This is a genomic window from Flavobacterium sp. C3NV, assembly GCF_046825355.2.
Classification (GTDB): domain Bacteria; phylum Bacteroidota; class Bacteroidia; order Flavobacteriales; family Flavobacteriaceae; genus Flavobacterium.
This window is the reverse complement of record NZ_JBKQBJ020000012.1, coordinates 1-15,521: the sequence shown is the minus strand read 5'-3', so window position 1 is coordinate 15,521 and position 15,521 is coordinate 1. Positions and strand designations below refer to the sequence as shown.

General features: G+C 35.5%; 11 protein-coding genes. 1 reads left to right on the top strand and 10 read right to left on the bottom strand.

From position 1 onward, the window contains the following. Positions 1-104: 104 nt before the first annotated feature. From ACIDC4_RS16945 to ACIDC4_RS16900, 10 genes are all read right to left on the bottom strand, one after another. On the bottom strand, positions 105-866 hold the full coding sequence (locus tag ACIDC4_RS16945; RefSeq protein ID WP_412043066.1) for a phosphatase PAP2 family protein: 762 nt from the start codon (positions 864-866) through the stop codon (positions 105-107). 896 nt (positions 867-1,762) lie between these two features. Then, positions 1,763-3,484, bottom strand: coding sequence for a sensor histidine kinase (locus ACIDC4_RS16940; protein WP_412045660.1), 1,722 nt, complete (start codon positions 3,482-3,484; stop codon positions 1,763-1,765). Positions 3,485-3,693: 209 nt separating this feature from the next. Next, on the bottom strand, positions 3,694-4,821 hold the full coding sequence (locus tag ACIDC4_RS16935; protein WP_412045661.1) for a sensor protein KdpD: 1,128 nt from the start codon (positions 4,819-4,821) through the stop codon (positions 3,694-3,696). 120 nt (positions 4,822-4,941) lie between these two features. Next, positions 4,942-6,018 (bottom strand): porin, encoded by a 1,077-nt coding sequence (locus tag ACIDC4_RS16930; protein ID WP_412045662.1) that lies wholly within the window; start codon positions 6,016-6,018, stop codon positions 4,942-4,944. A 267-nt stretch (positions 6,019-6,285) separates the two neighbouring features. Next, a complete protein-coding gene (locus ACIDC4_RS16925) occupies positions 6,286-6,834 on the bottom strand; it encodes a K(+)-transporting ATPase subunit C (protein ID WP_412045663.1) in 549 nt (182 codons plus the stop codon). A gap of 125 nt (positions 6,835-6,959) precedes the next feature. Next, complete coding sequence (gene kdpB / locus ACIDC4_RS16920; RefSeq protein WP_412045664.1) at positions 6,960-8,993, bottom strand: potassium-transporting ATPase subunit KdpB; 2,034 nt, start codon at positions 8,991-8,993, stop codon at positions 6,960-6,962. Positions 8,994-9,203: 210 nt separating this feature from the next. After that, positions 9,204-10,925 carry a potassium-transporting ATPase subunit KdpA gene (kdpA, locus tag ACIDC4_RS16915; RefSeq protein WP_412045665.1) on the bottom strand — a complete coding sequence of 574 codons (1,722 nt, stop codon included), beginning with the start codon at positions 10,923-10,925 and terminating at the stop codon, positions 9,204-9,206. A 93-nt stretch (positions 10,926-11,018) separates the two neighbouring features. Then, positions 11,019-11,096 (bottom strand): K(+)-transporting ATPase subunit F, encoded by a 78-nt coding sequence (kdpF, locus tag ACIDC4_RS16910; RefSeq protein ID WP_073075461.1) that lies wholly within the window; start codon positions 11,094-11,096, stop codon positions 11,019-11,021. 164 nt (positions 11,097-11,260) lie between these two features. Next, positions 11,261-11,542 (bottom strand): DUF7674 family protein, encoded by a 282-nt coding sequence (locus ACIDC4_RS16905; RefSeq protein ID WP_412045666.1) that lies wholly within the window; start codon positions 11,540-11,542, stop codon positions 11,261-11,263. Positions 11,543-11,865: 323 nt separating this feature from the next. Continuing rightward, on the bottom strand, positions 11,866-13,209 hold the full coding sequence (locus ACIDC4_RS16900) for a sigma-54-dependent transcriptional regulator (RefSeq protein ID WP_412045667.1): 1,344 nt from the start codon (positions 13,207-13,209) through the stop codon (positions 11,866-11,868). 286 nt (positions 13,210-13,495) lie between these two features. Here ACIDC4_RS16900 and ACIDC4_RS16895 point away from each other — a divergent pair, with 286 nt between their 5' ends. Beyond that, positions 13,496-14,503: an LLM class flavin-dependent oxidoreductase gene (locus tag ACIDC4_RS16895; protein WP_412045668.1), complete on the top strand. Its 1,008-nt coding sequence runs from the start codon at positions 13,496-13,498 to the stop codon at positions 14,501-14,503. Positions 14,504-15,521: the final 1,018 nt, after the last annotated feature.

Sequence of the window (15,521 nt, the reverse complement as noted above, 5' to 3'; positions counted from 1 at the left end):
TTTGTATTTTGAAGTCTGAATGTCAGTCTGAGCGGAGTCGAAGACCTTCTGTGGTATAAAGCCCTTCGACTCCGCTCAGGGTGACAATAGCAATGAAAAAAAAACTAAAAAACCTTTACAAAACCCAACCCATATTGTTGGCCATTATAAAAAGGCATTACCATAGAAGTTGAATTACTTTCAGAAGATGATTTGAAAAGTTTTTTAGTGATATAAGGATTCATCCAATAGGCCAGTTTAGTGCTCAAAATCCCGATTCCGGCTCCGGCAGCAACATCTGTTAACCAATGGCGATTGTTGTAAATTCTAAATAATCCCGTTCCGGTTGCAACGGCATAACCTGCAATTCCGTACCAAATCGATTTGTCTTTGTATTCCTGCCATAAAAATTCAGCTCCGGCAAAAGCAGTTGCCGTATGTCCGGAAGGGAAAGAATTGTTCGAACTGCCGTCTGGTCGTTCTTCGTGTACAATTGATTTTAAACCCAAAACGGTTGTCGCCATAATAGCGTATGAAGTCACAAATATTACAGACCGATCCCGCATATTATTCTTGCCTTTTACACCAAAAGCATTCAAAGCATAAACTGAAGCTGCAGGTGCATATTGAGAGAAATCATCAATGGTAATCTTCTCATCAATATCTTCAGTAACTTCTGATTTAATTTGATGATTAAAACTTAAGAGCTGATCATTTCCAATTCCAATAACGCCGTATCCAATTAATACTCCCGGAATAATTAATTGTTTGTAATTGAATTTCAGGTTATGTGAAGTAGTGTCAATTTTTGTTATCGAATCATTTTGCTGTGCATTTGCAGAAAACAATCCGAATAGAAATACCAGAGAAATCGTTTTGTAAAACATCTTTCATTATTGTTATAAGTTACAATAATAACGTATGTTCGATTCAGGTATTTTGGGCTTAATTGAACCTTAAGCGAATATTAATCAGTTGTCTTTGAATAAAGTAATTGGATTAAGATTGGCTAAATATTAGAGGATAAAATATTCAATATCAATGAGAATTTAATTGAAAATAAAAATATCATTTTCAATTAAATGTGTAGTCCCTACGGACAAACATATCGCGTGTAAATTTTTTCTACCACTATATAATCTCTCCGATATATTACTCCGTTAGTAGTTAAATATTGGTAGAAAAAAAGAAATATTTATGTCATATAATCTCTTTGAGATATACTTCGTTAGGAGTTAAATGTTGGTAGAAAAAGATAATCACAACAAGTAAAAATGTCCCGTAGGGACTACATAAAATTCCGTAGGAATGATTTATATTGTAGCAACGGATTTTAATCCGTTGAAAATTAGATTTATAAATTTTTAAAATTCCGTAGGAACGACCTGTTTTATGCGGAACTGGATTAAAATCCAGCCCTACAATATTGGCCGAGCCTCCGGCTCTTTTTTATACCTTCAACGTAAACTAAAAAAAAATCCTTTTAATCTGTGAAATCTGTGGCGAAAAAACTGGATTAAAATCCAGCCCTACAACATTGGTCGAGCCTCCGGCTCTTTTTTATACCTTCAACGTAAACTAAAAAAAAAATCCTTTTAATCTGTGAAATCTGTGGCGAAAAAACTGGATTAAAATCCAGCCCTACAATATTGGTCGAGCCTCCGGCTCTTTTTTACACTTTCAACGTAAACTAAAAAAAAATCCTTTTAATCTGTGAAATCTGTGGCGAAAAAACTGGATTAAAATCCAGCCCTACAATATTGGCCGAGCCTCCGGCTCTTTTTTACACTTTCAACGAAAACCAAAACGTACTTCCCAAACCTAAATTACTTTCTACACCAATAACTCCATTTTGCGCTTCTATAAATTCTTTGCTAATGGCTAGACCTAATCCGGTTCCTGATTTTTGACTTCCCGGAATCTGAAAATATTTATCAAAAACTTTGTCTTTGTATCGCGCGTCAATTCCTTTTCCGGTATCGATCACCTGAAAAACAATCTGATCATTTTCTTCTTTTAATTTAATAACAATCGTACTTCTTTCAGAAGAATACGTAATCGCATTTGAAAGATAATTAATCAAAACCCAGCCTGTTTTTTCACTGTCGGCTTTTACATTTTGAAGATTTTCATCGGCATCAATAACCAATTTAATTTGTTTCTGATCGGCCTGAACTTTTACCGCTTCAACAGCATAATTTACAATAGCATACGGATTACTTTTTTCGATATTCAGCTGAATATTTCCAGTTTCCAATTGTGATAAATTCAGTAATTCTCCGGTAATTTTCAATAAACGCTGACTATCATCTTTAATACTTTCGACCAATTGTTTTTGATCGTCGTTCATATCGCCTGTTTTATTGTTTTGAAGCAATTGAAGACTCAATTTTATAGAAGCAATAGGGGTTTTTAATTCATGCGAAACGGTGGCAATAAAATTGGTTTTAGCAAAATCAAGTTCTTTAAACAAAGTAATATTTCGCAGAATAATCACATCACCAATATTGATTTCTTTTTCTTCGCCCGTTGGTGTTATCGTGATGTTGATAGTTTCTTTATCAAAATAACTTTCTTTTCCGTGAGCGAAAATTTTCATAGGTTGTCTTTTCTGAGAATCAGTTGCTAATTCTTTCAAAATCAAAGAACGAATCAAATCATTTGACAAGGCTAGAGTAGAAGCCGATTTCCCGATAACATCCTCAGATTTCATTCCGATAATGTTCAAAGCTTCATCATTCACAAACAAAATAATACCCTCATTATCCAGCCCAATAATAGGATCGTGCATATTATTGATCAGCGTTTCCAATCGTTTCTTTTCAAAGAATAATTTGTACAAATTGCTATTATTGTATTCCTGAAGTTTTTGTGCCATTGTATTAAACGATTTGGCAAGATCTCCATATTCGTTATGATTAGTAAAATGCACCCGCTCCGAATAATTTTTATTGGCAATTTCCTTAATACTTTGTGTCAGTTCTTTAATTGGGTTGGCAATATTATTGGGTAAATTCACCAGTAAATTAAAGGCAATCAAAAAACATAAAGTACCCACAATAGCAATCCATAAATTAGCAGTTTCGGCGGTATGTTTGGCAATATCGCTTTTCTTTTTTATGGCATCGAGATTGAGTTTCATGATTGCAAAAATATCCTGTCTGATTTGCGTTTTTATAGTTTCATTCGAACCTTTTTTTTCTAAAAGTGCAAAGCTTTTTTCAAGACTGGCTGTGGCTTCTTTTTCTCCCGGTTCGGTAACATTTTGCGTTTGTTTTTGAAGATATTCTTTAAAAGTCTGAAGCTTATTATCCGTATTCATTTTAGTTTCATCCAAAGACAAAATCATATTTCTGGAATATTCAAGCGTATTATAATTCGCTTTCAGAATATTCTCCGTGTCTGCTTTTATCAAAAAAACAGAATATCCACTCACTAACGAAAGTATGATTATCATTAAAAATAACAATCCAACTCCCAGATTCAATTTAGTTTTAATTCTCATGATGTTTGTTTAAAACAATTTCTTTTTTTTTGAACCATATAAGTTATATAAGATAATATAAGGGGATGCATAATTAAGGAAAGGTTAAAAAACTTTAGCGAACTTAGCGTAAACCTTTGCGTTCTTTGCGGTTAAATTTTTCAGATTTCCAATTTAAATGAACTTATATAACTTATATGGTTTAAAACGACTATTATGGTTAGAAAAATTCAAGACAAAATAACAAGGTCTACATTCGATAAAGACAAGCTATTTAATAAGCGTCTGAAAATCGTTGTAGACAAAATTACTTTAAATAAATTCAAATGCGGTTTTCCGATGCAAACAGTTGTAATATGTTTTTCTTCAACCGCCATCAAAATAGCATCCGCAATATTTTTATTCTCTAATTTAATGACTTCTGCGCCCAATTGCACGGCCAGCTTAAAATTATTAATCAAATGCCGTTGTTTATCCAATGCTATTTTGGTACTGCTTTCTTTAGGCGTTTCGACATACAAAACATACCACGAACCGTTGTAATAACTCGCCAGACGTGCTGCTTTTCTAATTACAATTTTAGCCGTTTTGTCATTACTGCTTATGCACGCCAAAAGTTTTTCGTGACGTAAAGCATTAAGCTGAGGCACTTCATTTTCTACTTTTCGAACTACCTGACTAGCGACTTCTTTCAAAGCCAATTCCCGCAATTGTAAAATCTGATCAGATTTAAAGAAGTTCGTCAAAGCTGTCTGAATTTTATCAGCCGTATAAATTTTCCCTTCTTTCAAACGCGCAATCAAATCTTCAGCTGTCAAATCGATATTCACCACTTCATCTGCCAATCGCAAAACATTATCCGGAATACGTTCCTGAACGTCAACGTTAGTAATCCGTTTTACATCTTCATTCAGACTCTCAATATGCTGAATATTCACCGCCGAAATCACATTGATTCCCGCCTCAAGAATTTCCAGAACATCCTGCCAGCGTTTTTCGTTTTTGCTGCCTTCAACATTCGTGTGAGCTAATTCATCTACAATGACCACTTCAGGTCTAAGGTTGATAATCGCCTGCACATCAAGTTCTTCGAGCTCTTTTCCTTTATAGAAAATGGTTCGCCGCGGAATAACGGGCAAACCAGATAAAAGTTCATGCGTTTCCTTTCGCATATGTGTTTCGATGTAACCAATTTTCACATCAATTCCGTTTTTCAACAGCGAATGTGCTTCCTGCAGCATACGGTACGTTTTCCCCACACCGGCACTCATCCCAATGTAGACCTTAAACTTTCCTTTTCGTGATTTCTGAATTAAATCGAGAAAGTGCTGTGCGTTATTTTCTTTTTCTTCTTTCATGTTTTTTGCCACGAAGGCGCTAGAGCACTAAGTTCTTTTTGTTTTTTTAGCCACGGATTTCACGGATTATGAAGATTTTTAAAATCATTTTAATCTGTGAAATCTGTGGCAAAATAATTTCTAGAAAGAAATCGCCAGCGAAGTCGTTACAAACGTATTTGTGTCCGTTGGAAGATTGTCTTTTGTAAATATTTCATCTTTACTAGAAAGATTTCTGGCTTCGATTCTAAACATTACATTATCAGTAACTAAGTAATCAAAGTTAGCTGAAAATCCGTAAGTTTTAAAACCGTTTGGCGTTTCAGTTGCGATAATAACACCTTTTTCGTCACTATAATATTCGCCACGCGCTGCAAGCTGAATTTTATCCGTTGGTTTGTATTGCAGAATCAAAACTGGCGAAAACCAAGTATCATATTTGTTACTGTTTTTAGCCGCTTGTTGTGATCCAACATCAAAACCAGCCGTAACATTTGTTTTATCTGTTACTTTAAATTGCCCGTAAAAGTTATTAAAATAGCGCCATTTTTTGTCTATATCTGGTTGCTCATTTCCAACATAAGTACTCCAGTTCAAAACCACTTTGTCCGATGGTTTGTAGGTAACCTGAGTTCCAAGAGCAGGCGTTTGATTACCTTTTACTTTTTCAATACGCTGCCAACCATTTAGATACATTCCCGCCAAATACCATTTTCCAGATTCAGAGGTGTAACCAATTTTAACTCCCGTTTCGTAATAAGGAGAGTTTTCCGCCAGAATACTTCGGGTAAGAGTCTGACAATCTTTTCCAATCGCACTTTCAAAACCAATATGCGCCGGCATAATTCCTGCATCAATCCATAAATTATGGCTTTGCGAAATCTTCACGCCTACATTCGCCTCGTAAACATTTTTTAGCAAACCTTGTTCAGCCGCCATATTGTATTCGGCATAAGTTCCCGCCATTAAGGCAAAATTTCCACGAATATTATCTTTTTGATAATTCACTTTTGCCATACCTAAATTAATGTTAACTTCATTACTTTTATTATAATTGTAAAAAAAGCCCGGGCGTGTATGATCATCCGGTTTTCCAAAATCATAACTATAATAAGTTTCTACGTATCCCGAGAACGTAAATGGACTTTTTGTTTCTTCCTGTGCGTGTAAATTGCTAAAACCAAATGCGATTAAAGCTGTAAGTATTATTTTTTTCATTTTTGTGGTATTCAATTATTTATTAGTAGATTTTTTAGGAGCTAATCCCGCACCCGAGCCTGAAAGTGCGAATTGGCGAAGCAATCCGTTTCAATCTTTTGTGTCCGCCGCGGCGGACACAAAAGGATTTCCACTACTATCGGGGCTAGGAGTTTGGGATAAAAAAGGGCGTTCATTATCCTAACAGGTTTTCAAAACCTGTTAGGTACTATTTTTATCGGTGACCAAACCCGACAGGTTTTAAAAACCTGTCGGGTTTAAAACGTATTACTTCAATCTATCAAGTGCAATATTCAATTCCAAAACATTAACTGTTTCAGGTCCCATAACAGCTGTGTTAATTTTAGCTTCAACCAAAGCTTTCACTTTATCTTCAGCTAATTTTCTTTCTTTAGCAACACGTTTTACCTGAATCAAAGCACCTTCTGGAGAAATATTCGGATCTAATCCACTTCCTGAAGCCGTAACCATATCAGCAGGAATTTCAGATTTTTTCAGGTAAGGATGAACGATTAAAAATGTATCGATTCTTTTTTGAACCAAAGCCAAATATTCAGTATTGCTTGGTCCTTTGTTACTTCCTGCACTTCCGGCCGCATTATAATCTACAGCCGAAGGTCTTCCCCAGAAATAATTCGACTTATCGAATTTCTGACCAATTTTTTGGTAACCAACCACTTTTCCGTTAACCGAAATAGTTTCTCCTTTCCCATGATTAGGAGCAAATTGTGCAATTCCGTAAATTGCAAGGGGGTAAATAACTGCAAACAGAATTACGGTAAGCAGTGTTAATTTTAATAGTGAGAATATTTTCATTGTTTTAAAGTTTCTAAGAGACTAAGTCTCTAAGTTTCTAAGATTTTTTTGATGATGTAAACGGTTAAGAATCTAAGGCACTAAGCAAAAAAACTTAGAACCTTAGCAACTTAGCGCCTTAGTAGCTACATAAACAGTGCTACCAATAAATCAATTAATTTAATTCCGATAAAAGGGACAATCAATCCGCCTAAACCATAAATCAACAGATTTCTTTTTAGGATTGCACTTGCTCCGATTGGTTTATAATCAACACCTCTCAATGCCAACGGAATCAATATCGGAATGATAATGGCGTTGAAAATTACCGCTGATAAAATCGCACTTTCAGGACTATGCAAACGCATGATATTCAATCCTTCAAGCGCAGGAATCGCAGTAATAAAAAGAGCAGGAACAATAGCAAAATATTTCGCAACGTCATTTGCAATAGAAAAAGTAGTTAAAGTACCGCGAGTCATTAAAAGCTGTTTCCCAATTTCGATAATCTCGATAAGTTTAGTTGGATCATTGTCAAGATCGACCATGTTTCCGGCTTCTTTTGCAGCCTGAGTTCCACTGTTCATAGCAACACCCACATTGGCTTGCGCAAGGGCAGGGGCATCGTTGGTTCCGTCACCCATCATCGCTACAAGTTTACCTAAGTTTTGCTCGTTTTTGATGTAGTTCATTTTATCCTCAGGTTTCGCTTCGGCAATAAAATCATCAACACCTGCAGCTTCGGCGATAAATTTGGCGGTTAATGGATTATCTCCGGTAACCATCACTGTTTTTACACCCATTTTTCTCAAACGATCAAAACGTTCCTTCATTCCCGTTTTAATGATATCCTGCAATTCGATAACACCCTGCACCTGATCGTTTTTGATTACGACTAGTGGTGTTCCTCCGTTTGTAGAAATATCAATTACTTTTTGAGCGGTATCTTCAGGAAAAGAATTTCCGGCTTGTTTTGCAATGTTTTTTGCAGCATCCTGAGCCCCTTTTCTAATATTGGTTCCGTCTTTTAAAATAACTCCGGAAGTTCTGGTTTCTGCGGTAAATTTGATTAAAGTAGCACCTTCAATTGATAATTTATTGGCAGTTTCGGCTCCAGCCAATTCCACGATACTTTTCCCTTCCGGAGTGTCATCTGCTAATGAACTTAACACTGCAGATTTTATAAAATCTTCTTCAGATACGCCTTTTGCAGGATAAAAATTAGTTGCTTTTCTGTTTCCAATCGTAATTGTTCCTGTTTTATCCAAAAGCAAAACATCAATATCTCCGGCAGTTTCAACTGCTTTTCCTGATTTTGTAATCACATTAGCTCTTAATGCTCTGTCCATTCCTGCTATACCAATTGCTGAAAGTAAACCACCAATTGTGGTTGGAATCAAACAAACAAATAGTGCAATAAAAGCCGCAATCGTGATGGGTGCATTTGCATAGTCGGCAAACGGTTTTAGCGTAACGCACACAATCACGAAGATTAAAGTAAATGCGGCTAATAAAATGGTTAAGGCAATTTCGTTTGGCGTTTTCTGACGGCTTGCGCCTTCAACCAAAGCAATCATTTTATCCAAAAAGCTTTCGCCAGGTTCAGAGGTTACGATTACTTTGATTTTATCAGAAAGTACTTTTGTTCCTCCGGTTACGGAAGATTTATCTCCACCGGCTTCCCGAATTACAGGAGCACTTTCTCCTGTAATCGCACTTTCGTCTATAGTAGCTAAACCTTCGATAATTTCACCATCGGTTGCAATTAAATCACCGGCTTCACAAACGAAAACATCTCCTTTTTTCAATTCAGATGAACTGATGTTTTTGATTTCTCCGTTTGGTAAAATTTGTCTGGCCGGAGTTTCTTCCCGTGTTTTTCTTAAACTGTCGGCTTGTGCTTTCCCTCTTGCTTCGGCAATGGCTTCGGCAAAATTGGCAAACAAAAGCGTTGCTAATAAAATTAAAAACACAATTAAATTATAAGTAAAACTACCTTGATCTGTTGCTCCCATTAAAATGGAAATACAAACAGCAAACATAATGGCAGTTCCTATTTCTACGGTAAACATTACCGGATTTTTGATCATCAATTTTGGATTCAGCTTCACAAAAGACTGCGCTAAGGCTTCTTTTACCTGTTTGCTTTCAAACAATGATGTGGATTTATTAGTTGTCATTTTCTTGTAAAAAGTTAAATGTTATTTGTTAAATGTTATGCACTAAAAACACATAGATTATAGAACATAGCCAGCGGTTTCAACCGCTGGGACGCAACGTATGTCAGAATATTTGTTCCCGCAATTCGTTTCCCGTGGTTGAAACCACGGGCTATGTTTGAAATATTTTGCGTTTATGTTTTATGTGTTTAAAAATATTTTGCTGCATTTTTATTTTAGTGTAAAATATTCTGCCAATGGACCAAGCGCCAACGCCGGGAAGAATGATAAGGCAGCAATAATAGCGATTACAGCAAAAACCATTACTCCAAAAATAGAAGTGTCGGTTTTTAGAGTTCCTGCACTTTCCGGAATGTATTTTTTATTAGCCAATAATCCTGCAATTGCCAATGGTCCAACGATAGGAATGAAACGGCTCAAAAGCAATACAATTCCTGTAGTGATATTCCAAAACGGATTATTATCTCCTAATCCTTCAAAACCAGAACCATTATTGGCAGCGCTAGAAGTATATTCATATAACATTTCTGAGAATCCGTGATGTCCGGGATTGTTTAACCAGCCCGTTGCGTTTCCGCTAAACCAGTAACCCATTGCTGTATCATGTGCAGCAAAATAAGAAGCTAGAGCAGTTCCTGATAAGATTAATAAAGGGTGAAGGATTGCGATAAATGCAGCAATTTTAACTTCCCGCGCTTCGATTTTCTTTCCTAAAAATTCAGGTGTTCGCCCCACCATTAATCCGGAAATAAATACAGCCAGAATAATAAAAATATAGAAGTTTAAAATACCAACACCACAACCGCCATAAAACGCATTGACCATCATAGCAAGCAATTCCATAGCACCTGAAACTGGCATCGAACTATCATGCATACTATTTACAGAACCTGTAGAAATTACGGTTGTGGCAATACTCCAGAAACCTGAAATCGCAGGCCCAAACCGAACCTCTTTTCCTTCCATAGCTCCCGTTGTTTGAGCGATTCCCATTTTTTCTATAGCCGGATTTCCATTCATTTCGCTAACGACTGTTGGAATAACCAGCAATAAGAATCCAAGCGTCATGACTCCAAAAATCACATAGGATAATTTCTTTTTCTTTAGATAAAAACCTAAAGCAAAAATCATAGCAAACGGAATAATTAATTGTGACCAAAGTTCAACAGCATTAGTAAAATATGTAGGATTCTCTAATGGATGTGCAGAGTTGGCTCCAAAGAATCCACCACCATTTGTACCTAAGTGTTTGATCGCAATAAAGGCAGCAGCAGGTCCGCGAGAAACATCTACATGATCACCTTGTAAAGTTGTTATTGAATCTTTACTGTCAAAATCCATTGGTGTACCGCTAAAGGCTAAAACGGTAGCTACAATAACTGATAATGGTAATAAAATACGAGTACAGCTTTTGATGAAATAGTTATAAAAATTTCCCAGTTTATCTGTAGTTCTTTCTCTCATTGCAGTGAAAATCATTGCAGCTGCAGCCATACCAACACCGGCAGAAACAAATTGCAGGAACATTAAGAACATTTGTGATAGGTAGGAAACTCCACTTTCGCCTGAGTAATGCTGTAAATTACAGTTTACTACAAATGAAATGGCGGTATTAAAAGCCAAATCCGGACTCATAGACGGGTTGTTGTCGGGATTTAAAAATAAAGATCCCTGAAACAATAAGATAAAAAAGCAAAGAAAGAACCAAATCATGTTGATGCTTAAAAGTGCTTTTAAGTGCTGTTTCCAGTTCATTTCTTCAGCCGAATTGATACCGCTGATTTTAAAAATAAATTTTTCAATTGGATTGAAAATGGGGTCAAACAATGTTTTATCTCCCAAATAAACTTTAGCGATATATTTTCCTATTGGAATGGCTAAAACTATCGAAACGATAAAGATACTGATGACGCCTAGTAATTCTGTGTTCATAATTTTTTAAATTTTAGTAAAATGTCAGATGTGATTTGTAAAAAGGAGATCGACGTATAACATCTAACATCTCACTTATAACTTTTAACATCATTAAAATTTTTCGGGTTTGATTAATACATAAACCAAATAGCCAAAAACGGCGATCGAAACAATAAATAGTGCAGTCATGATTTAGATTTTTTCAAAAAATTCAACTGATTTAAAACAAATCGCAAACAACACAACGGCCAATGCGAGTAAAAGAAAAGTGATCATAATTATTTTAGATTTAAGATTGTAGACTTTAGATTTTTTACCGATTAACCAATTAAACAGTTAACCGATTAAACTTTTTATACGCCCGAAGTATTAACTTGTTTGATATATTCCGCTTTAAGCGTTTGAGGAAAAAGATGAGAAATATTGCAGTGACGTACTTCCATAAAAGAAGAAACCGAGAAAATGTAGACATTTGAAATCGCATTTTTAGTTTCTAAACTTCCGCTAATAAATAAGCGTTCAGCAAGAGCCAGACATTTTTTTGCACGAACGATATTACCAGAAATGATAGATTTTTTGGTGATGTCGGCAAAACGTTCAGCTTGTTTGTAGATTGAATTGACTTGATTTTTCATGAGAATGAATTTTTGTGTTCTTCCTCCTTATGCCAAAATATGTTCCGAAAAAATAAGAATAGTGCTAAAGTGTTGTCAATAAAGGAAATGTAGTCTCATGCCAAAAATCAGACATAAAAAAAGCCTATCAAAATGATAAGCTTTTATTGAAATGATAAGGATTTTAATTTTAAAATTTGAGTTCCGGAGGAACGCCATATTTATAGAAAAACATAGATGCGTTGTTAGAACAGCATCGGGGTGATATATATAGCAACCAAGATATATCGCTCCGCTGGAGCTTTCAAATTGGAATTTGGAATTTAAAAAATATTGGAATTTAATTATTGAATATTATATTCCTCCAATTTTCGATACAAAGTCGCAATCCCAATTTCAAGCAATCGAGCCGTTTCTGCTTTATTCCCTTTCGTATAATTCAAAACTTTCTGAATATGTAGTTTTTCAACGCTTTGCATTGAAAAAGCCGACATTGATTTAGTAGGTTTTTCTGGTTGATGCTGCATTTCATAAGGCAAAACATCCGAAGTTAAAGTGTCTCCGTTATTTAAAATAACAGATCTTTCAATCACATTTTTAAGTTCGCGGATATTTCCCGGCCAGGAATAGTTTTCTAATTTTTGAAGAAAATCATCTGAAATGGTTAATGTTTTTTTGTTCGTTTTTTCAGAAAATTGTTTGACGAAATAATTTGTTATAGGCGCAATATCTTTAACTCTTTCTCGCAAAGGCGGTAATTTTATTTCAAAAATATTCAAACGAAAATATAAATCAGAACGAAAACGGTGTTCGTCACTTTCGGTTTTTAAATCTCGGTTTGTAGCGGCAATTAATCTAAAATTTGATTTTTTTGGAGTTGTATCACCAATTGGTATGTATTCGCTAGTTTCCAGAACGCGTAATAATTTGGCCTGCAGTTCAATTGGCATTTCTCCAATTTCATCCAGAAATAAAGTTCCGCCGTTGGCTTCTTCAATAAAACCTTTTTTATCTTTTAAAGCCCCGGTAAAAGCGCCTTGTTTATGTCCGAATAATTCACTTTCTAAGATTTCCTTACTGAAAGTACTGCAGTTTAAGGCCACAAAAGATTTGCCAACGCGATTACTGTTTTCATGAATCGCTTGCGCAAAAACTTCTTTTCCGGTTCCGGTTTCACCTGTCAATAAAACAGTCGAATCGGTTTTGGCTACTTTTTTGGCTAAATCAATAACCTGTTCAATTCCTTTAGATTTTCCTATAATGGTATTAAAAGAATATTTATCGCCAATGCGTTTTTCAAGTTGTTGTACCTTTTTCTGTAATTGTGTTTTTTCGACAGCTTTATATAAAAGCGGAATAATTTTGTCGTTATCATCGCCTTTTACAATATAATCAAAAGCACCATTTTTCATGGCCTGAACACCATCCGGAATATTTCCGAAAGCTGTCAGTAGAATAACTTCAATCAAAGGAAAACTTCCTTTAATGTTTTGCAGGAAATCAACGCCGTTTCCGTCAGGTAATTTTACATCACATAAAACAACATCAATATCAGTTTGTTCGAGTTTTTTAAAACCTGACTTTAAATCTTTGGCTTCGATAACTTCAAAACCTTCTGATTTTATAATACGTGCCAACAGACTTCTGAGTTTTTCTTCGTCGTCTATAATTAAAATTTTATGTGTCATTTGAGGAAAAGGCTAGGATCGAAATTCATTTTTTGATGTACAAATTTAGGTTTTAAATCATTCAACTTTTTTGATCGATAGGAAATTCTTGCGAAAAAATAATTTTAAGATCACAAAGTTGTTACTTCTGGTATAAAATTAATTTTTAAGCTATTAATGACTATATTTAAATTGTATATAACGTCATTAAAATATTTAACACTGATAAATTTTACAATTCTCTTAACATCAAAAAATTTAAGCTTTGTTGTAAATGAATTAATTTTGCATAAAAGCTACATTATATATGAAAGACCCAATTTCAATCTCAATATTAGAATTAGCTATCATTACACAAGATAGCAATGCAAGCGAAACATTTCAAAAAACAAAAGAAATAGCTCAACTTGCAGACAACTTAGGTTATAAGCGTTTCTGGTTGGCAGAACATCACAATATGGCACACGTTGCCAGTTCTGCTACAGTAGTCTTAATTGGTTATATCGCCAGTCAAACAAAAGACATACGAGTAGGTTCAGGCGGAATCATGTTACCAAATCACTCTCCTTTAATAGTAGCCGAGCAATTTGGAACCTTAGAAACACTTTATCCAAACCGAATCGATTTAGGATTAGGAAGAGCCCCGGGAACAGATCAGCCAACCGCCGAAGCCATCCGAAAAGACTTTTTTGAGCAGGCACAACGCTTTCCTCAAAACGTAACCAAACTTCAGGATTACTTTTCTGCCGAAAATGCCACAGCAAAAGTTCGCGCTTTTCCTGCCGAAGGCACAAATGTTCCCATCTGGATTCTGGGTTCAAGTACAGAAAGTGCCGCACTTGCCGCTGCGTACGGATTACCCTATGCCTTTGCCGGACATTTTGCACCACGACAAATGATACAGGCTTTTGAGTTCTACCGCGAAAACTTCCAGCCTTCAGAGTTTTTAGACAAACCCAAAACAATGGCCTGCGTTAATATCATTGCAGCCGACACAAACGAAGAAGCTGAAAGATTGTCTACAAGTTTGTATCAAATGTTTCTGAACTTAATTCGTGGCGATCGTAAAGGTTTACAACCACCTGTAGATTCACTAGATGACATTATGAGCGAAGAAGAACGCTTCCACGTCAATCAAATGACCGCATGTACATTTACAGGAAACAAAGAACAGCTAATAACAGATCTTAAAAAGTTCATTGACTATGCACGCGTAGACGAGCTAATGGCGACAGGTCCAATTTTCGATCATCAGGCCAAACTCAAAAGCATCCACATTACAAAAGAAGTAATCGATAGTATAAACAATATATAAGGACACTTTTTTCTCTCCTATATATAAGGTAAGATTTCATTCCCACAACCCGACAGTTTTCAAAAGCCGTCGGGTTTATTTTTGTAGATATATATAAAGGAGAAGCAAATTTTCCTCTTGAGTAACCCGAGGCTTAGGTAGAAGCATCATAAGATTGTAATTTGGAATTTTAGAGATTTGGAATTTAATAAAGATTAGGAGCTATTCCCGCTGTCCTTCCAATCTTTTGTGGTGAACCCCACCACAAAAGGATTTTCCCTCCCATCGGGGCTAGGGCAGTAGTTTTGAAAAGAAACATTAGTAAGAAGAAGAAAGAAACCGCCCCAAAAGAATAAGCTTTGCGACTTAGCTCCCGATAACTATCGGGATTGCACGATTAAAAAAAAACAGTAAAACCCCCAACTTTGAGACTTTTTCAAAACAAAGCCAACAAAAAAAGAAACCTTCGCGCCTTAGCGCCTTCGTGGCAAAACTCATTAAAACCACCCAAAACAGGCAAAACCCAAGAAAGCCACCCAAACCATAAAAAAACTTCGCCTTGTAAAAACCATCCAACCAGTCACTTATAAAAAAGATTAAAAATAGTTAAGAAAAGCTATTGTTTAACTGAATAAACTAGCTACTTTTGCACCCGCAACAGCGATAGACGTTCACTGAAATACTGACAAGCAAACAAAATCAAGATGAAAATTTATTTTCAAAAAAAGATTAAAAAAAGCTTGTGAGATTTGAAAACGGATGTTACATTTGCACCCCGCAAAACACGGAAAGTTCATTGATAGATTGGTAGATTTTAGAAGTAAAAAGAAAAGAAATTTTCTTTAAAAAAACTTCAAAAAACATTTGCCAGTTAGAAATAAGTTTTCTACTTTTGCACCCGCTTTGAGAAATAAGCGAAACAAAATTGAAACACGTTCGTAGACATATTGAATTGACAGCCGCTTTAACAGAGATGTTAGGGCAAAAGAATAAAGAGTAAGATAATCGAGAGATTAAAGAATAACCGATAGAGACTGAT